This window comes from Blastopirellula sediminis, from assembly GCF_020966755.1.
Classification (GTDB): Bacteria; Planctomycetota; Planctomycetia; order Pirellulales; family Pirellulaceae; genus Blastopirellula; species Blastopirellula sediminis.
In genome coordinates, this window is the sequence record NZ_JAJKFT010000010.1 from 1,517,056 (window position 1) to 1,537,063 (window position 20,008).

General features: G+C 59.0%; 12 protein-coding genes. 10 read left to right on the forward strand and 2 right to left on the reverse strand.

The window, feature by feature from the left end:
- Positions 1–280: 280 nt before the first annotated feature.
- The 6 genes from LOC68_RS17860 to LOC68_RS17885 all read left to right on the forward strand — a co-directional run bounded on the left by LOC68_RS17860 (position 281) and on the right by LOC68_RS17885 (position 10,851).
- Positions 281–4,525 (forward strand): DUF7133 domain-containing protein, encoded by a 4,245-nt coding sequence (locus tag LOC68_RS17860; protein WP_230221249.1) that lies wholly within the window; start codon positions 281–283, stop codon positions 4,523–4,525.
- 76 nt (positions 4,526–4,601) lie between these two features.
- Complete coding sequence (locus LOC68_RS17865) at positions 4,602–5,021, forward strand: nucleotide pyrophosphohydrolase (protein ID WP_230221251.1); 420 nt, start codon at positions 4,602–4,604, stop codon at positions 5,019–5,021.
- A gap of 150 nt (positions 5,022–5,171) precedes the next feature.
- On the forward strand, positions 5,172–8,510 hold the full coding sequence (locus LOC68_RS17870) for a PVC-type heme-binding CxxCH protein (protein ID WP_230221253.1): 3,339 nt from the start codon (positions 5,172–5,174) through the stop codon (positions 8,508–8,510).
- A gap of 185 nt (positions 8,511–8,695) precedes the next feature.
- The gene (locus LOC68_RS17875; RefSeq protein WP_230221254.1) at positions 8,696–10,120 is read left to right on the forward strand and encodes a sulfatase family protein; all 1,425 of its coding nucleotides are present in this window, start codon (positions 8,696–8,698) and stop codon (positions 10,118–10,120) included.
- Between the two features lie 167 nt (positions 10,121–10,287).
- Positions 10,288–10,599, forward strand: coding sequence for a hypothetical protein (locus LOC68_RS17880; protein WP_230221256.1), 312 nt, complete (start codon positions 10,288–10,290; stop codon positions 10,597–10,599).
- A gap of 30 nt (positions 10,600–10,629) precedes the next feature.
- A complete protein-coding gene (locus LOC68_RS17885; RefSeq protein WP_230221258.1) occupies positions 10,630–10,851 on the forward strand; it encodes a DUF2905 domain-containing protein in 222 nt (73 codons plus the stop codon).
- Between the two features lie 7 nt (positions 10,852–10,858).
- On the opposite strand, the gene LOC68_RS17890 is transcribed toward LOC68_RS17885, so the two are convergent.
- A complete protein-coding gene (locus LOC68_RS17890; RefSeq protein WP_230221260.1) occupies positions 10,859–11,203 on the reverse strand; it encodes a CPCC family cysteine-rich protein in 345 nt (114 codons plus the stop codon).
- Between the two features lie 277 nt (positions 11,204–11,480).
- Here LOC68_RS17890 and LOC68_RS17895 point away from each other — a divergent pair, with 277 nt between their 5' ends.
- The 3 genes from LOC68_RS17895 to LOC68_RS17905 all read left to right on the forward strand — a co-directional run bounded on the left by LOC68_RS17895 (position 11,481) and on the right by LOC68_RS17905 (position 15,543).
- Positions 11,481–12,254: a hypothetical protein gene (locus LOC68_RS17895; RefSeq protein ID WP_230221262.1), complete on the forward strand. Its 774-nt coding sequence runs from the start codon at positions 11,481–11,483 to the stop codon at positions 12,252–12,254.
- 195 nt (positions 12,255–12,449) lie between these two features.
- Positions 12,450–13,202 carry a hypothetical protein gene (locus tag LOC68_RS17900; protein WP_230221263.1) on the forward strand — a complete coding sequence of 251 codons (753 nt, stop codon included), beginning with the start codon at positions 12,450–12,452 and terminating at the stop codon, positions 13,200–13,202.
- A 145-nt stretch (positions 13,203–13,347) separates the two neighbouring features.
- Complete coding sequence (locus LOC68_RS17905) at positions 13,348–15,543, forward strand: efflux RND transporter permease subunit (protein ID WP_230221265.1); 2,196 nt, start codon at positions 13,348–13,350, stop codon at positions 15,541–15,543.
- A gap of 21 nt (positions 15,544–15,564) precedes the next feature.
- Here the strand turns inward: LOC68_RS17905 and LOC68_RS17910 are convergent, their stop codons facing one another.
- Entirely contained in the window at positions 15,565–18,894 is a 3,330-nt protein-coding gene (locus tag LOC68_RS17910) for an aminotransferase class I/II-fold pyridoxal phosphate-dependent enzyme (RefSeq protein WP_230221267.1), read from the reverse strand.
- A 678-nt stretch (positions 18,895–19,572) separates the two neighbouring features.
- On the opposite strand from LOC68_RS17910, the gene LOC68_RS17915 reads away from it, so the two are divergent.
- A complete protein-coding gene (locus LOC68_RS17915) occupies positions 19,573–20,001 on the forward strand; it encodes a response regulator (RefSeq protein WP_230221269.1) in 429 nt (142 codons plus the stop codon).
- Positions 20,002–20,008 lie beyond the last annotated feature (7 nt).

The window sequence follows — 20,008 nt, forward strand, 5'->3', positions numbered from 1 at the left end:
TGAGTGTGGGGGAGGCCAACAGGCCAGCCCATGGGTGGAGATTATTTTTGGCTCTGAAAAATAGATCGTTTTTGCCCCATGTGGCGAAAAAGCATCGTACGGCTCTCCGTAAATCAACGTGATCAAGGCTTGCCTGGTCGTTAGAAGGGGAATTTTCGGCCTATCCGGCCCTGTCTATTGGGCAAACGAGGAGAGAAATAGGGGGCGGCAAGCTATAATGAACTCGACTTTCTCAACCCCAACCTTCCAGCCTGCCCCCGGTTCATTCTCAAATTCGCCCATGAAACGAATTCTGTTCTCCCTGCTGCTTGTTGGACTTCTCTGTTCCTCGGTTCTGGCGGCTCCCAAGCCGATCAAGGCGCTGCTCGTGACCGGCGGTTGCTGTCACGACTACGACAGCCAGAAGAACCTGATCAAGGCCGGCCTCGAAGAACGAGCGCTGATCGAGGTGACCGTCGTCCACCAAGGGGGCTCGACCACCGACACGAAGATTCCGCTCTACCAGGATCCGAACTGGGCGAAGGGCTACGACATCATCCTGCATGACGAATGCTTTGCCGGAGTGAACGATCCGGCTTGGACCGCCCGCGTCTTGAAGCCGCATCAGGAAGGGGTTCCCGGCGTGGTGATTCACTGCGCGATGCATTGTTATCGCGACAAGACCGACCAGTGGTTCAAATTCTGCGGCGTCACCTCGCATCGACATGGCGCCCAGTATGCGCACGAAGTTCTGAACGTCGACGCCGAGCATCCGATCATGGCCGATTTTGGCGCTGCGTGGGCCAATCCAAAGGGTGAGCTCTACCACATCGAAAAAGTCTGGCCGACCGCTACTCCGCTCGGCGTCGCCAAGAATCAGGAAAGCGGCAAGGCCGAAACCTGCGTCTGGGTGAATCAATACGGCGATACCCGCGTCTTCGGTACGACGCTCGGTCATCACAACGAGACCGTCAGCGCCGACAAATTTCTCGACATGCTGACCCGTGGCACGCTCTGGGCCTGCGACAAGCTGAGCCCCGAATACCTGAAGCCGGAAGGACCGAAACTGGTTCAAGTCAGCATGGCGAAAGGGAAGCCGACCACTGCTTCCAGCGAAGAGTCGGGCAAAGGCAACTTCAAGCAGCTAGCGGTCGACGGCGATCCGGCGACTCGTTGGTGCGCCGGCAATGGAAGCGCTCCGCAATGGCTGACCGTCGACCTCGAAAAGCCGCAATCGATCGAAGGTTGCGAAATCGCTTGGGAATCGGATCAGACCATCTACCGCTATACGGTTGACGTCTCCGCCGATCAGCAAAACTGGAAGACGGTCATCGATCGCTCGAAGAACGAAAAGGATCGCAACCATAAGTTTGATTTCAACGCCGATGACGTCCGCTACGTTCGCGTGCAGTATCTCGGCAGCAACACCGGCGGTTGGGGAAGCATCCGCGAACTGTCGGTCTTTGGCAATCAGTGGATGACGATCGATCCGGCCGCGGCGGCGAAACAGGCCGATTCCGAACTCCTCTCGAAGGTTAAAGTTCCGGAAGAGTTCGACGTCACTCTCTTTGCGGCTCCGCCGGCCGTGACCTATCCGGTGTACGTCGCCGCCGCTCCGGATGGAGTGGTTTACGTTTCAGTCGACAAAAACGGTTCGCTCGACCGCAAGGGAACGCGCGGCGCCATCTATCGCCTGCGAGACATCGACGGCGACGGGCGTGCCGACGAATCGAAGTTGTTCGTTTCGGACGTCGATTCCCCTCGCGGACTCGTCTGGGACCGCGATCGATTGTATGTCATGCACCCGCCGCACTTGAGCGCCTTCATCGATCATGACGGCGACGGCGTCTCGGACGAACAGAAGATCCTGGTCAAGAACATCGCGTTCGATTTCAAAGATCGCCCGGCCGACCATACGTCGAACGGCGTGACGCTCGGCATCGACGGTTGGCTTTACCTGGCGATCGGCGACTTCGGCTTTATGGAAGCGGAAGGGGCGGACGGAACCAAGTTGCAGTTCCGCTACGGCGGCGTCATTCGGATTCGTCCCGACGGCAGCGGCTTGCAGGTCTACTCGCGTGGTACGCGTAACATTTTGGAAGTGGCGCTCGACCCGCGCTTGAGCGGCTTTACCCGCGACAACACGAACGACGGCGGCGGCTGGGACATTCGCCTGCATCACTTCAGCGGGATCGAAAACCACGGCTATCCGCGTCTCTACATGAACTTTGGCGACGAGATCATCCAGCCGCTGGCCGATTACGGCGGCGGTTCGGGCTGCGGCGCCTGCTACGTCAGCGAACCTGGCTTCCCCGGCGCCTATGGCGATGCGATCTACACCGCCGACTGGGGACGAAGCATGATCTATCGTCACCTCCCGACGGCCAATGGCGCCACCTTCGCCGCGGACCAGGAAGAGTTCATCAAGCTGCCGCGCGTGACTGACTTGGACGTCGACGCCCAGGGGAACATCTACGCGACCAGCTGGGAAGGCGCCACGTTCACCTACAACGGCGAACACGTCGGTTCGATGATTCGCGTCACGCCGAAGGGATACCAGGCCAAGCCGGTTCCGGACTTCGCGAAAGCGACTTCGGCCGAGCTGGTCGCCCTGATTGCTAACTCGGCGAGCCATCGGATTCGTTTGGCGGCTCAGCGCGAACTGCTGGCCCGCAATGAAGACGATGCCTCGGTCTCGGTGCTGGCGAAATTGGCCAACAACAAATCGGCGCCGCTCGACAATCGGATTGCGGCGATCTTTACGCTGAAGCAGTGGCTCGGCGCCGAGAGCCATCCGATTCTGGTCGAAGCGGCCGCGGACGAAAGCGTGAAGGCGTTTGCGATTCGCGCCTTGACCGATCGTTGGGATCAGGAAGAGCAGATCCCGGTCGACCTGCTGTTGGGCGGGCTGAAGTCGAGCGACGCTCGTACGCAGCTCGAATCGATCGTGGCGCTGACTCGGTTGGGAGACGCCAAAAATGGCGCCGCCGTCGCCGAGTTGCTCGGCAACAGCGATCCGGTGATGGCCCATACCGCGGTGCAAGCGCTCGTCGCGCTGAAGGCCGCTGATGCGGCGTTGGCCGTGATCGATAATGCTCAGGCTTTGCCGGCCCAACGCTTGGGCGCCATCCAAGTGGTGCAGTCGCTGCACGATGCCGATGTCGTCACCGCGTTGATTGAGCGTTTGAATAAAGAACAAGACGCTGCGCGTCGCCGCGATCTGCTGATCGCCCTCGCTCGGCTTTACAACCACGAAGGCAAATGGACCGGCCAGAGTTGGGGAACGCGGCCCGATACCCGCGGTCCTTACTATCAGCCGGAACCATGGGCCGAATCGCCGCGGATCGCTGCGGCGCTGAAGAGCCAATTGGAGTCCCTGTCGCCGACGGAAGCCGAGTTCCTGCTCACGCAGTTGGCTCGTCATCGCGTGGACCTGGACGGCAGTTTGAAATTGGTGTTGGCTCGCGCCGCCGCCGATGCGAAGTTCGTTCCGGCTGCGGTGACGAAAGTCGCGGCCAGCGACTCGCTGCCGGAAGAAGCGGTCGCTCTGCTGCAGAAAGTGGTCGCTGACGACAAGGCCGATCCGGCGGTGAAGTCGGGCGCCATCATCGCTCTCTTGCGTTCGCAGAATAAAGACGTCTTGGCTTCGGCTCATGCTGGACTCGATTCGCTGAAGAACAATGCCGAGGCGAAGGCGCAATACCTGGCCGCGTTTGACGCGTTCAAAGACGCCGGTCGCTTGAGCGGTCGCGTTCATCAGTTGCAAGAGATGTCGACCAGCGGCGACGGGACGGCGGCGGTTTGGGCGGACGCCGGTTTGGTTCTCCTCTCGGGACAGAAGAAACTTTCCCCAGAGGTTTCGGCGGTCGTGACGAAAGCGATCGAATCGGGCTGGAGCGATCGCCCCCGTCTGCGATTGGAAGCGGTTTACCTTGCTAACGATCGTCAGGCGGAAGAAAAGATCGTCGACCTGATCGCGTCGAATGATCCCAAGGTGAGCGCCGCCGCCCAGCGGATCGCCAATGCCTGGCAGATCAAGACAGGTGCGCCGACCGGTCCGAAGCTGAAGACGATGAAGCCGGAAGAGGCGATCGCCCAGGTGTTGAAGAAGTCGGGGGACTTGAAGCGAGGGGAACAGCTCTTCGCCAAGCTGACCTGCAATCGTTGTCACACGGTCGATCCGAACGAAAAGCCGATTGGTCCCTATCTGCCGCAGGTCGCCAAGACCTACAAGCGGGACCAGCTGGCCGAGTCGATTCTGTTGCCGAGCAAGACGTTCGCTCAAGGTTTCGTCACCAACATCTTTTTGTTGGATGACGGCCGCGTGATGACGGCGTTCGTCACCAGCGAAGCGGCGGACGAGATTGTGATCCGCGACGAGCAGGGGAACGAGCACAAGCTTGATCCCGATGAGATCGAAGCGCGGAAGAAGAGCGAAGTCTCGGTGATGCCGGTTGGTCTGGCCAACGAGATCACGCTCGACGAATTCGCGTCGCTGCTCGACTACTTGCAGTCGCTTTCGGCGAAGGCGCCCGACGCCAAGTAAGGGCTCGGACCTTTTCGTCGGTCGCAATGCCGTTTAAGCTGGCGGTTTTCGCTCACCATGTATGCGGAACCGCCTGATGTCTGACGAAACGCCTGCGCTCGATACGTTGATTGATCGCCTGACGACCGACGAGCAAACCTCGGTCGCGACCATCAAGGAGATGATCTCGAAGTTCGTCGCCGAGCGGGATTGGCGGCAGTTTCACGCGCCAAAGAACATCAGCATGGCCCTGGCGATCGAAGCGGCCGAACTGATGGAGCATTTCCAATGGCTGACGGTTGAAGCTTCTCGCGAGGTGACCGCCGACGCCGATAAAATGACCGCCATTGGGGAAGAATTGGCCGATATTCTTTGTTACGGCCTGGCCCTGGCGAATGAGCTGAATATCGACGTCGCCGCCGCGATGAACGACAAAATGCGGAAAAACATCCGCAAATACCCCAAAGACGAGTATCAAGGGCGGTACGGCAAAGACGATCCAGGCCAAGTGAAATAGTCACAATCGCCTTCACGATTTGCCTGGGAGTTGCCCGATGTTTGGGATCGGATTAGGCTAAAAGATTCGACGCCGCTTGCCTCTCCTGACGGCGTCACCGAGCCCCACATGCACATTCTCTTTCGCTCCTTATTCCTAAGGTCGATCGTCGTGAAGTTATTTCTCCCGACTGTTGCGCTGGCGCTTTCGTCGCTGGCTTTCGTTTCGCTGGCCCGCGCGGAAAATGACGTCCCCGAACCGGAAACGCCGCAAGTGGCGCCGGCTTCGGATGAAGGGAAGAACGCCATGTCGGGCTTCCAGGTTCCGGAAGGTTTCAAGATCGAGCTGTTCGCCGCCGAACCGCGCATCGCCAATCCGGTCGCCTTCTGCTTCGATCCGACCGGTCGAGTCTTTGTCGCCGAAACGTTCCGCCAAGGGAAAGGGGTCGAAGACAATCGGGGGCACAACTATTGGCTCAATGACGACCTGGCCGCCCAATCGGTCGAGGATCGTCGCGCCTACATTCTGAAGCATCATCCTGAAGCGAAAGACGACTACACCAAACATGACGATCGCATTCGCTTGATCGAAGATCGCGACGGCGATCACAAGGCCGACCATGATTCGGTCTTCGCCGATCACTTCAATGACGTCGTCGAAGGAACCGGCGCCGGCGTGATCTGGCTCGACGGCGACCTCTTCTACACCAACATTCCGAATCTGTGGAAGCTGCGCGACACCGACAATGACGGCATCGCCGACGTGCGTAAGGCTCTGCACACCGGTTACGGCGTTCGCTTTGCGTTCCGTGGTCACGACATGCATGGCTTGGCGATCGGCAACGACGGCAAGATCTACTACAGCATCGGCGACCGCGGCTACAACGTCGTTAGCGAAGGGGGCGTGCTGAAAGATCCGTCCAGCGGCGCCGTCTTCCGCTGCAATCCGGACGGCACGGAACTGGAAGTCTTCTACACCGGTCTCCGCAATCCGCAAGAGTTGGCGTTCGACGACTACGGCAACTTGTTCACCGGCGACAACAACTCCGACAGCGGCGACCAGGCCCGTTGGGTTTACCTGGTCGAAGGAGGGAACAGCGGCTGGAACATGGCGTACCAGTACCTTAGCGATCGTGGTCCTTGGAATCGCGAAAAGCTGTGGCATCCGTTTCATGAAGGTCAGGCCGCTTACCTGAACCCGCCGATTCGCAACTTTGCCGACGGTCCGAGCGGTCTCGCCTATTACCCTGGCGTCGGTCTCGGCGAAAAGTATCGCGGCACGTTCTTCCTCTGCGACTTCCGCGGCGGTCCGGCCAACAGCGGCGTCCGCAGCTTCAAAATGAAACCGAATGGCGCCACGTACGAAATGGTCGACGATCAACAGCCGATCTGGCGCATTTTGGCGACCGACGTCGACTTCGGTCCCGACGGCGCGATCTACGTCAGCGACTGGGTCGATGGTTGGAACGGCTTGAACAAGGGTCGGCTCTATCGCTTCTTTGATCCCAAAGAAATCGATCAGCCGATCGTCAAAGAGATGCAAAAGCTGCTTGCCGCCGGCTTTAGCGACAAGCAGAACGAAGAGCTGGCGAACCTGCTGGCTCACCCCGATCGTCGCGTTCGTCAGGGCGCCCAATTTGAATTGGCCAAGCGTGACGCCTTGGACATCTTCAACCAAGTGGCGACCGACAGCGACAATCAACTGGCTCGTCTGCACGCGATCTGGGGGATTGGTCAAATCGTCGACAAGCTGCGCGACATTCGCGAACGAGTCGAGCCGACCAAGGTGCTGAGCCAAACGCTGGTCAAAGATGCCGATCCGGAAGTTCGCGCCCAGGCCGCCAAGATCCTCGGCGATCTGGAAGTGCCGGAGGCGCTGGTCGCGCTGCTCAACGACGACAACGCACGGGTGAAGTACTTCGCACTGATGGGGATCGGCAAGGGAGATCACTTTGGCGATACGCGTCCGATGTTTGACCGCGTCGTCGAGATTCTGGCCGAGAACAACGATCAGGACCCGGTTCTCCGACATGGCGCCGTGATGGCATTGGCTGGTGCTCGCAACATTCAACATCTCGGCGATTTGTCGAAACATGACTCGGTGGCCGTGCGTCGCGCAGCGGTCGTGGCGCTGCGTCGTTTACAGAGCCCGACGATTGTTCGTTTCCTGGGAGACGGCAACGAATCGGTGGTGCTTGAAGCGGCCCGAGCGGTTCACGATCTGCCGATCGAAGCGGCGATGCCGCAATTGGCCGGCTTGATCAGTCGCGGTCTGAAAGATGACGCGCTGCTGCGTCGCGTGCTGAACGCCAACTTCCGGATCGGCGACGCCGAAACGGCCGCCGCCCTGGCTGCCTACGCTGCCGACGCCAACGCGCCGGAAGGGATGCGGTTGGAAGCTTTGGCAATGCTCGAAAACTGGGAAACGCCGTCGCCGCTGGACCGTGTGCTCAACTTCCATCGCCCGCTCGAAAACCGGGATCCGGAAGTCGCCAAAGCGGCGCTCGTCACGCAGTTGCCGGGCCTGTTGGCTGGCGGCGAGAATGTTCGCAACACCGCTGCGAAGCTGGCCGCCAAGTTCGGCATCAAGGAAGTGGCGCCGGTCTTGATTGCATTGATTACCGATCCGCAGCAATCGCCGCAAACGCGAGCCGACGCCTTGGTCGCCGCCGTGGCGCTAGATGCGAACAACAAGCAGGTGGTCCTCGACGCTTTGTCGTCGGACGTTCCCGAGATTCGGGCCGCCGCTCGCTCGCTATTGGTGAAGGTCGCGCCGGAAGAAGCGGTCGCCAAGTTGGCTGCCGGGGCGAAGGCCGATTCAACTATCGAACGTCAACAAGCGCTCGCCGCGCTTGCCGAAACGAAACTGGATGGCTCGTCGGCCGCGATTGCCGATCGACTGACCGCACTGCTGGCCGGCGAGGTTCCGGTCGACTCGCAGCTCGATGTGATTCTGGCTGGAGAAGCGAAGCGTGACGACAAAGCGGTTGGCGACTTGCTCGCGAAGTACGAAGCGTCGCTTGACCCTGCCGATCCGCTGACGATGTATCGATCGGCCCTGGCCGGCGGCGACGCCGAAAAGGGACGGAAGATCTTCTTTGAGAAGACCGAAGTCTCGTGCGTTCGTTGCCATCGCGCTCAAGGAGTCGGCGGCCGCGTCGGACCAGAGCTTGACAAGATCGGCGCCGAGCAGAAGCCGGAGTATCTGCTCGAAGCGATCGTGCTGCCGAACGCCAAGATCGCGAAAGGTTTTGAGTCGGTCATGGTGCTGACTGTCGACGGCCAGACGCTTTCCGGCGTGCTGAAGGAAGAGAACGATGACACGCTGAGCCTGGTCAACGCCGAAGGAAACTTGTTGACGATTCCGCAGGACGACATCGACGTCCGCAAAGCGGCGAACTCGCCGATGCCGGAAGACATCTACAAGCATTTGTCGCGTCAGGAAGTGCGCGATCTGGTCGCCTTCCTGTCGAGCCTGAAAGGGGCGAACGGCGGAGCAGGGCACGAATAGTTTCCGCTTCGGCGAAGCGAAATCGATTAAACTGTAAGGCGGACGTCCCCTGGGGCGTCCGCTTTTCGTTTGGCGGCAAGGAATCACCGATCTCGGCGGAGAGAAGTGTGGAACGGCGTGGTCCGTTCGCGTATCCTGGACGTATCGCTTTTCCCGCCTTTCCCGCCGATAGAAAGCCTGCCGCTATGTCGACTCGCGCATCGCTCGCCGCTCTGGCCGTCGTTTTTCTCTCCGCCGCTTCGCTGAATGCCGCCGATCGTCCGAACGTCATTCTGGTGATGGCTGACGACCAAGGTTGGGGAGACGTCAGCTACAACGGGCACAAAGCGATCAAAACGCCGGAGCTCGACAAAGCGGCGGCCGAAGGGGTCCGCTTCGATCGCTTCTATGCGGCGGCGCCGGTTTGTTCGCCGACGCGCTGCAGCGTGTTGACCGGTCGCAATCCGAATCGCTCCGCCGTTTACGCTTGGGGTTGGCCGATTCGTCCGCAAGAGATCACCTTGGCCGAACGCCTGAACGCGGCCGGCTACACGACCGCTCACTTCGGCAAATGGCATCTTGGTTCGGTCCGCAACGACAGCCCGGTTAATCCCGGCAAGAATGGTTTTGATCGCTGGGTGAGCGCTCCCAACTTCTACGACAACGATCCGATCCTCTGCGACCAGGGGAAAGCGGTGCAGTACAAAGGGGAAAGCTCTGACGTGACGGCCGACCTGGCGACTGACTGGATTCGAGAGCAAGCGAAAGGGGACAAGCCGTTCTTCGCCGTCGTCTGGTTTGGTTCGCCGCACGATCCGCATATCGCTGCCGATGGCGACCGTGAACTTTACAAGAATGAGCCGAAAGGGTTTCAGGACTACTACGGCGAGATCACCGGAATCGATCGTGCTTACGGTAAGATCCGCAGCACGCTGAAAGATCTTGGGATTCGGGACAACACGATCCTCTGGTACTGCAGCGACAATGGCGCCGATAAGCGACGCGGTTCGGCCGGTCCGTTCCGTGAGAAGAAAGGTTCAATCTACGACGGCGGTTTGCTGGTGCCGGCCATTCTCGATTGGCCGGCTCATTTCCCGACGCCGCAGACGACCGAAATGCGGGCGACGACCTGCGACATCTTCCCAACGGTATTGGCCGCCGCTGGATTGCCGCTTGACGAAGGACGTCCGCTCGACGGCGTGAATCTGTTGCCGCTGTTGGCTGAGAAAGTGGAAAAGCGTCCGACGCCGATCGCCTTCTGGCAAACGCCGAACAAAGGAGTGTCGACTCCGTCGGCCACGTTGATGGGAGATCTGCTCGCCAAGCAACAAGCCGGTGGCGATCTGCCGGCCGACGAGGTGAGCGTGCATGCGGCCGATCTGCCGCAGCCGGTGATTTCGACCGAAAGCTTTCCGGGACATGCGGCGCTGACCGATGGCGACTGGAAGTTGCATCGCATCGAAAACGCCAAAGGCGCCGTGCGGTTTGAGCTGTACGATCTGGCCAGCGATCCGTACGAAAAGGAAGACGTCCTTTCGCAGTATCCCGAGGAAACCGCGAAGCTAAAGAAGCTGCTGCAAAAGTGGGAGACTTCGGTCGTCAACAGCTTAAACGGCGCTGACTACAAGTAGTCGGCCAAGCCAACTGTCCAGCCGCATTTAGCCTATTCCCGCGAACTGCGGGACTCTTACGTCCAGATCATCGCTGGCGCGCGTAGAATTAATTTAGTGGGCGAATCGATCGCGACGCGTGTCTTGCTTCGCGGTCTAAGTAATACTACGCGAAGAGGAGAGTAGCCATGATCGACATGCAAATGACGAAGGAATGGCGACACGTTTGCGATCGGATTGAAGCTGCCGCCGATCGGCATGCGGCTCGCTATCCTGATATGGAAAAAGCGATTCGGCGTCAGACCGCAGAGTTTTGCGCCCAAGCCCCTCCGGCCGAAACGGACGAATTGCTCGATCGAATTCTCGCGGCCAATGACATTACTGCGTCTTGGACGCGCGATGAGGAATCGGTCGAGATGCCGAAGGATCGGGTCGACGAAGCGAGCGTCGAATCGTTCCCGGCCAGCGACCCGCCCAACTGGTCGCCGACCATCATTTAACCGAAGTTTACGCCCGACAATTTCGAGACGATGCAACAGTTAGGTTGGACGTTATTGGCGATCGGCGGCCTGATCTGCACGGTGGGACTCGGGCTGCTGCTCGCCGTTCGCATTCCCTGGCTAGGGAGACTTCCCGGCGATATTCGGATCGAAGGGGAGCACGTTCGTTTCTACTTCCCGATCGTGACCTGCATCTTGCTGAGTCTCATCCTGAGCGGCGCCGCTTGGCTGGTTCGCTTCTTGTGGCGATAGCGCCGCGTTATTCTTTTGCCCGCCAGTAGTACGGCGGAGCGTCTTTCGCGGCTGCGTCTAAATACTCGGCGCCGGTCGTCGGTTGATCGTCGATCGACCCGCAATCCGCCGCCGTCAAAGGACGCCAGTCGGCGCAGCGCCGGAACTCTTCAATCTCTTGCTGCTCAAGCGGATAGCGCTTTTGCGCCGCCTCTTGCCATTGCCAGAGCGAGCCTTCGTTCGAGCCGTATTGCAAGTGCGGATATCGCAGTTGAACGGCATCATCTTCCCAGCCGCAGACGGGGCAGTTTTCATAACTGCCGGCCGGCTCGTCAAAAACTTCAAATCCACAAGCAGGACAAGGATAGGGCATAGGAAGTATCGATTGGGCTGTAAACGGAAAAAGAGCAGATGACGTACGCTCATTCGCTCATTTTAACGACCAGCGGCAGATTTTCGTCGGCACAAGCGAGTACTAACGCCTTTATTCCAGCGATTCGCAGCTAGCGGCAAGTGCAGGGGGAAATCTTGGAATTCTTTGTCCTCCTTGTTTCTCCGTTTTCGATTAGCCAGATAGGGCGCCGGCAGAACTACACAAGGCGACCGCAGCGGTAAAAGATTTATAAGGTCAGTACATGGGGGCAGGTCTGATGGAAACTTTGATCAATCGTCGGCAGTCGTTGCAGGCACTCGGTATCGCGGCGCTCGGTATGACGCTGCTTCGCTCCGATCAACTCTTCGCGGGCGAAGTGGAAATGTCGCAGTGGCTAACGCGGCTTTACGACAACGCGGATCGGCTGGGGCAAGACAGGATCAGCGGCCTGCAATGGCAAGAGGTGATGGATCAGATCTACGCCGACGTGCCGATGGATTCGCTCAAGCGACGACTGCAATTCGATTCGCTCTGTACGCGAATCATGGACGAGATCGGCTCGGATCGGGGCGAACTGTTTCACACCATCAATCTGCCGATCAGCGGCGCGCCGACCGATTTGGAAGTAAGGCAAGAGGCGCACCAGACCCTGATCACGAAGGTGGCGCACATCAAAAAGGGACGGAGCATTCCGCCGCATGGCCACTCGAATATGGCCAGCGCCTTCCTTTGCATCTCTGGCGACTTTGAAGTACGCCAGTACGACAAGTTGGAAGATCAGCCCGAACACCTGGTCTTGCGTCAGACCGAATATCAAACGAGCGCTGGTCCGGGGACCTGGTCAAGCATCTCCGACTATCGCAACAACGTCCACTGGCTAACCGCGAAGACCGACGACTGCTTCCTGTTTACCTGCAAGATGATTGGGATTGAACAGGGACGGAAGTTGAACGGCCGGATCAACGTCGACGTGCTGCGAGCTGCTCAATTAGGAACCGGCGTCATGCGGGCTCCGAAAATCACGCATCAAGAAGCGGCCGAGCTCTACTAAGCGACCGATCTCCACAACCCGCCGGCGGCGTTTGTTATGCTACCAACAGACTCGATCTATCGAAGCTCGACTCGTGTTTTACAAACGCCCATGGAGTGGTTGTCGATTGTGCGTGGCTCGCAGCTCCCAAAAGAGGCTGCTAAAGCCCCCTATAAAACCTGCCGGCCTGCGACCAGTGACGCCGCTTCGCAGGTAATGCTTTCGTTATGGCGTGAGTGCCCCGTCGATTTGCTGATCGCAATCGAGATCGGCGTATCGCGAGCGCTGGCCGCACCGGCGATCACGCAGATCTTCGTCGAGCATCAAGGCTACTTCAATCGGGGGTCGGCGCGACAAACGAGCGCGATGCGAGCCGTGGCGCTGTTGATTCAGCATGGCCTTTCGCATCCGATCAGTCGCCAGGCGATGATCCAGGTCGACGAGATTCATCGTCTGCACAACGTCCCGCCGGAACATTTGCTCTACGCGCTCGCGTGCGTCGTATATGGGATGGAATCATGGTTTTCTCGCAACTCACCGCGACCTTTGAGTGATCGCGATCTTCAAGACGTCTGTCGCTTTTGGCATGACGTCGCCATTGGTTGCCGGATCGCTGATCCTCCGCGCGACTTCGACGGTTGGAATCGTTGGCGTTTGCAATTCGAAGCGGAGCAGCATGCTCCGAGTCGAACGAATCAAGTGATGGCGATCGTGATGGCGAGAATCTTCGCCAATCGCTTTCCTCGCGGTTGCCGATTTCTCGCGCGAAAGCTCTTCATCGCGATGTTGCCGTACGACTTGCATCATCATATCGGCTATGGGGTTCCTGCGACGCCGATGCGCTGGATGACGAGCGCCTGCTGCCAATTGCGGAAGCTGTTGGTGAAGATCGTTCCTGCCGCCCGGCGCCTTGGTACGTTTCTCTACAGCGACGCTTTGCAGCTTCCGGCTCCTTCTGACGAAGGCTGATTTGTCGGAGGTCCGGGGAAATGCTACAAACATGATTCCCCCTACGGGGCGATGGCGACACGTCTAGCTTGTCGCTTTCCCCCCGCGTCGTACGATATTGAACCGTTCCCTAGCAGCCATGGACTCGGCTGCAGAAATGGGCAGCATGCGAACCTCCGTCATTGTCGTCTTGGTGTTGACTCAGTTTCTGATCGGTGCGGCGATCTGCATCTTAGGAATCGTGAACATCGATACGAACATCGAGGACGTCATGCAATGGCTCCCCGATCATTCTCGCGAACGAACGTTGTACGAAGGACTGGTGGCGCAGTTTGGGGTCGACGATTTCTTGGTGGCTTCTTGGGACGGCTGTACGACGGACGATCCGCGTCTCAAGCAAGTCGAGGAGCGGCTGATTGAGGAAGACGCCGACGGACTAATCGCGAAAACGACGTCGGGCGCCGATTTGATCGAAAACGGTTCGGAGTATGAAAGCGCCGACGCCATCCGCAACCGGTTTCGCGGCATCTTTTTTGGCGACGACGATCAAACCTGCATCGCGATTATCTTGACCAAAGCCGGCATGACCAATCGTTTGAAAGCGGTGGAGTATGTCGATCGAGTCGTACGCGCCGGCGTTGGGCCAGATCAATCGGGCGTGTTGATCGTCGGATACCCCGCGATCTCGGCGGAAGGGGATCGGCTGATCCGCCAGAATCTGACGAACGCGCTGTTGCCCTGTTGTCTGTTGTCGACGATTGCGGCTTGGTTCTTTCTTCGCGACTTGCGGCTGGTCTTGGCGGTCTTCATCACCAGCGGAATTGCTGCAGGGACCAGCATCGCGTTTGTGACTCTCTCGGGACACAAGTGGGGCGGACTCACTTCGGCGATTCCGGCGTTGACGTTTATTCTGACGGTCTCGGGGACGCTGCACTTGGTGAACTACGCGCGCGGCGCCGATCATGATCAGATCGCGCAGACGGCGCTGCGTCTTGGTTGGAAGCCATGTCTCTTTTCCGCGATCACGACCGCGGTCAGCATGTTGTCCCTGAGCCACAGCGAATATCAGGCGATTCGCGAGTTCGGTCTCTTCTGCGCGATCGGCGTCGTGAATTCGGTCTTCTGGCAGTTGGCGTTCGCACCCTGGGCGCTTCAGCTGATTGCGAGGACGATTTCGATCGCTCGAGCGGGAACGTCCCTGGTCCATATGCACGACTGGACGGCGACGCATCCGGTCTTCGTATTCGGCGTTTTCATGGCGACGTTGGTGGTGACCGCCAGTGGGTTGCCTAAGTTGGAGAGCGGGCTTGAGGTCGAAGAGATGTTCGGCACGCATACGTTGGCGATTCAGGACGTCATGAAGTTTGAGCGGAAGATTGGGCCCATCGATCAGACCGAATTGCTCGTCGAGTTTGCGAAGCCTGACCCTGCTCAATTCGCCGATCGAGCGGCCGCGATTCGCGAGTTGCAGAGGGGGCTGGAAGGGTCCCCCGAGGTCGACGCGACGATGTCGGCCGCCGCCTGGTTACCGCCGGAGCCGGAAACGCGGGGCATCGCCGGCGTGAGCGCTCGCGTGGTCTATCGGCGGAAATTGGCCAGCCTGCGCGACGAATTAGCCGATACGTCCTACTTGTCGCTACAGAAGAATGAGGAGGGGGAAGAGGCCGAAACGTGGCGCATCAGTCTTCGCTTTCCCTTCGCCAGAAACGTCGACTTCGCCGAGCTGCGCGACGCTGTGGCTATCGCCACGGAAGCGGAGTTGGCCAAACATTATTCGCCAAGTGAGTTTGGAGTCGAGCAGACCGGCGTCGGGCTGTTGTACCACGTCGCCCAAAGCAAATTGATGGCCGACCTTTTTTACAACTACTTGCTCGCGTTCGCTGTGATCTGTCCCTTGATGATCTTGGTGTTGCGATCATTGACGCTCGGCGTGTTGTCGATGATTCCGAACTGCTTCCCGGCAATCTGCTTGTACGGCGCGATTGGGCTGTACGGACAAGCGATTGATATCGGCATCGCGATCGCCGGCTGCATTGCGCTCGGAATCGCAGTCGACGACACCACGCACTTCATGCTGCGAGCGGAAGAGATTTCGTCGCGCGACGGGAAGCAGGGGAGGATCAAGTATAGTGCGATCCGGACAGCCTATTCGCAATGTTCCCGAGCGATGTTGGCGACCACGTCAATCGCCGCCATCGGCCTTGCCGCGTTTCTGAATCAAACGCTGCTGGTGATGGCCCGGTTCTCGCTGGTCTTGATCCTGTCGCTCTTGATCGCCCTCATCTGCGATCTGCTGTTGTTGCCGGCGCTGCTTTACACGTTTCCCGTCACCGAACGAGACGAGCCGGAAGACGTGAGCTAAGCCAGTAACGTCCGACGCGAATTAACGCGTCGGACGGATCGGCACTTCCGGAGTTAACGGAGGATCGCAGAACTCCGGCTGCGGGACCACGTCGGTCTCATCCTTCGTCGTTACTTTTTTTTCACCGCTTTGCCCACGTGCGATCGCCAGCGCCTGAAAGACGCTGAGGGCGGCGTCGACGTCATCTTCGGTGAGCGACGCCGTTACCGTCGCGCGAATTCGCGGTTTGTCCATCGGGACGGCCGGGTAGAAGACCGGAACGACGAACAGGCCGTTGTCGCGGCAGTACCCGGTCGCTTCCAGCGTCTCTTGTTCCGTCGGGAAAATGATCGGAACGACCGCCGATTCGGTCGGCGGCACTTCATAGCCCAGCTGACGAAGGCCATTCACAAACTGGTCGCGCAGTTTTCGTAAGTGACCAGCGAGGTGCTTTTCGCGGCGGATGATCTCAAAGCACTTCCGTGCGGCGCCAACTTGGGCGGCGGGCAACGAGGCCGAGAAGATAAAGCCGCGAGCATTGCACTTCAGGTAGTCGATGATCTCCTGTCGTGCGGCGATGAAACCGCCGCAGCTGGCGATTGACTTCGAGAGGGTTCCCATCTTGATGTCGATCGCGTCGTCCGGCAGGTTGAAGTACTCCTGGATGCCGCGACCATATTCGCCGATCACGCCCAGGCTGTGGGCTTCGTCGACCATCAACATCGCGCCGTATTGGCGGCAGAGCTGGACGATCTCGGGAAGAGGAGCGACGTCCCCTTCCATCGAGTAGACTGCGTCGACAATCACGAGGATTCGTTTACCCGAATGTTCCTTCAGCTGCGCTTCGAGCGCCTGCAGATTGTTGTGCGGGAACATCAGGAAGGTAGCCGCCGAAAACTGGCAACCGTCGACGATGCTGGCGTGGTTCAGCTCGTCGCCGATCACCACGTCTCCCTTGCCGACCAACGCGGCGACCGTCGCCATGTTGGTCATGAACCCGCTGCTGTAGACGATCGCGTCATCGGCATGGAAGAAATCGGCGATTTCCTTTTCCAGCTCGCGGTGAGCGTCGAACGTACCGGCCAGCAAGCGAACGCCGTGGGCGCCGGTGCCGTACGATTGAATCGCTTCTTCCGCCGCCTGGTTCACTTCGGGGCGATTGATCAAGCCGAGGTAGCTATAGGACGCCATCATCAGCATCTTGCGATCGCCGACCTGGACGTAGCTCCCTTGTTGATGACCGATTGGCGTGCCGAAATAGTCGTGGCCAGCTTCGCGGAAGTGATGGAATCGCTTCAGCTTGTCTTTGTAGAAGCCGAGATAGTCCTCTTGCGACAGCGGCCCGCGATTGGCGCCGGCGTCCGCAGCTGAGCCCGGAGCGCAGCGACTGAGGAACTGGCTAAGCTCGGCGATCGTATGGTGATCGTACAGCGTATCAGCTTCGATAACGCAGCCCAGCTTCTTCTCGAGTCGAGCGCCGATGTCGGCGGCGGCCAGCGAGTCGATGCCGAGCGAAGTGAAGGTGGTGTGCCCGTCGAGCGGAGGGAGGCGTTGCTCTTCGTCGCGCGACCATTCCTGCAGCGTTTCGCAAATCAGGGCGGTCAGTTCGGCGGCGCCGGAGGGAGACGTTTCGACCGTTTCCGGCGTACGCACTTCCGACTCGAAGAGAACTTCAAACTCGCCGCTTTCAAACTTCCGCTTCGTAAGTTGTCGCTGAACTTTGCCGCTGGAGGTGGTCGGGAAAGTGGTCGGACGGACGAAGACGAGATCGGTTAGCGCGACTTCAAACTCGTTCAGGATGTCGCTGCGGAGCGCGTCGATCTTGTGGTTCAGCTTGACCAGTTCGCCGTTCGGACCGTGGGGCGAGTTCGACCAGCGAACCATTTCGCGCGAACCGGCCGCGACGACCAGCAGTTTTTCTTCGCCGCCGGATTCGATCGAAAACGCGGCGCAGCAGTTCGGCAGGATCGCGTCAAAGTGCTGTTCCACCAGCTCTTCGATGTCTTGCGGATAGATGTTGCGACCCCGAATGATGATCAAGTCTTTCAGGCGGCCGGTTACATAGAGCGTGCCGTCGCGGAGAAAGCCGTAGTCGCCGGTTCGCAGCCAATTGCGCTCGTCGCCGGGCAGCTTCGCTTGGAACGAGCTGAGGGACGCTTCCTCACGCTGCCAATAGCCTTTAGCGACGCTGTCGCCGTGGGCCCAGATTTCGCCGACTTCGTTGTCGCTGCACTCGGCGAGAGTTTCGGGATTGACGATGCGGACTTCCAGATCGGCGCCGATCTGGCCGCAGCTAACCAGCGGGCGACCTTCTTCGGTTTCGACGATGCGATGTTGTTCCAGCTGCGAGAGATCGACCGTAATGACCTTCGTCTCGGCGAGCGGCGGACCGCCCGAAACGAGCAGCGTCGTTTCGGCCATCCCGTAACAGGGGAAGAAGGCGTTCGGGCGGAAGCCGCACTCGGCGAATTCCTGGCTGAACCGCTCGAGCGTTTCGGCGCGCACCGGTTCGGAACCGTTAAACGCGACATGCAGCGTCGAGAGGTCGAGTTTGCTCTTCTGCTCCGGCGTGATCCGTTTGGCGCACAACTCGTAGGCAAAGTTGGGAGCGCCGGTCACCGTCGCTTTGTAATCCGAGACCGTTTGCAGCCATTTGATCGGGTCGCGCAGGAACGTGTTGGGCGCCATCAAGATCGACGGGGCGCCGACGAACAGCGGTCCTAAGATCCCGCCGATCAGTCCCATGTCGTGGAACATCGGCAGCCACGAAACCATCACCGAATGGGCGGCGAACTGGAAGTACTTTTGAATCAGCAGTTCGTTGGCGACGATGTTGCCATGCGTCACCATCACTCCTTTGGGGACCGCCGTCGAACCTGAAGTGTATTGCAAGAACGCCAGCTGATCGGCTTGCAGCTCAGGGAGCGAACCGCCGCTGACGCTTTCCAGTTGGTCGGTCACGATCACCGGCGCGTTGGCGACCGAACCGGCGATTTCCGCTTCGACGTTGCGACGGGTCTCGGCCGAGCAGAGGAGCAATCGCGGCGTGCAATCCTGGGCGATCGTCAGGATCCGCTCGGCGTTACGGTTCTTCTTGGGGGGATAGGCGGGAACAGCGACGATCCCGGCGTACAGGCAGCCCAGAAAGGCCTCGATAAAGTCGATGCCGGCCTGGTACATCATCAACGCCCGATCGCCAGGCTTGGCGACCGTCAGCAGGTGATGCGCAATCTGTTGAGCTCGAGCGTCGAGATCTCGGTAGCTGACCGAAATGCTTTCTTCATCCGATTTCAGAAAGGTGAAAGCGGATTTGTCACCCTGCGTATCGACGTGGTTGCGAAGCGCATCGAGGAGGGTTTCAGGTTTCTTCATCGGGTACCTTCAATGGTAGCGGCGCGAAGAGGCGGGAAATCAATTGAACGGATGCCGATATACCTACGAAGTCAATTTGCCCAATATATCTACAGTCCCCATTACAACCACAATACCCAATTCGGCCTCATAAGCAATCCTCTCCCTACCTGAAATTGGTGGGGGATCGCCTTGGAGGAAGTCGATTGATTGACCGCACGGATCGGAATTCATCGGTGCAAAACAGGGGAGCGAAGAAGGGAATTTGTCTGCGATTTTGAGGGTTAATTTTCTAATCGTTCGCTGATTTCCCGCGGTCGTCCGAGAAAATGCGGGAGAGAAGGAGACGTCTCCTTCCGAGATACACCCTATTCACAACAAGAGGGATCCGAGAGACCAATTCGGCTGCCGCCGATCAATCGCTCGCACTTTGATTCTTCCCGTGCTGGTGATGCCGATTTTACCGCCCTAAATTTTACAGCCAATAGCTGGTAAGGGGGGATTCGAAAAGGTCATAAGCGGAGTCCGCCTTTCGCGATAAGGCGCAGATCTTGTCATCTCCGCGCAAATTGCCATCGATAAGCCACATCCGTTCCGTTCGTAGGCTAATTTTTGATTGCGGGTCCAGTATTGGTAGGCATGTCGGACCGGCGTCGCATGCCGCACCATCAAGAATCGCCAACGAGAGTGTTTCGACCAATGAAGCAGGCAAAACGAACCATCGTGCATGTCGACGATTCCAAAGTGATCTTGGAAATGGTTCACGATCTTCTCACCGAGATCGGATTTGACGCCTGCTCGGTAGACGACCCCTGCCGCGTTCCGGAAGCGCTCGAAGCGACCGGCAGCCGGATCCTGATCTCCGACATCGAAATGCCGCAGATGAACGGACTCGACCTGCTGAAGCGGACCAAAGGGGAAGACGGCGGCATCAGCGTGATCATGTTGACCGGCGCCGTCGGCCCGAGCGCCGTCCTGCAATCGATGCGGTGGGGCGCCGAGGCTTGCCACTTCAAACCGCTCAACAACACCTCGCGACTCATCGAGTCGATCCAAGCGGCCTACGCCAAACAAAACGGCTGGTGGACGTCGCTGAACGAGTCGCACAAGCCGACGCGGTTGGTTTAGAGGCGAG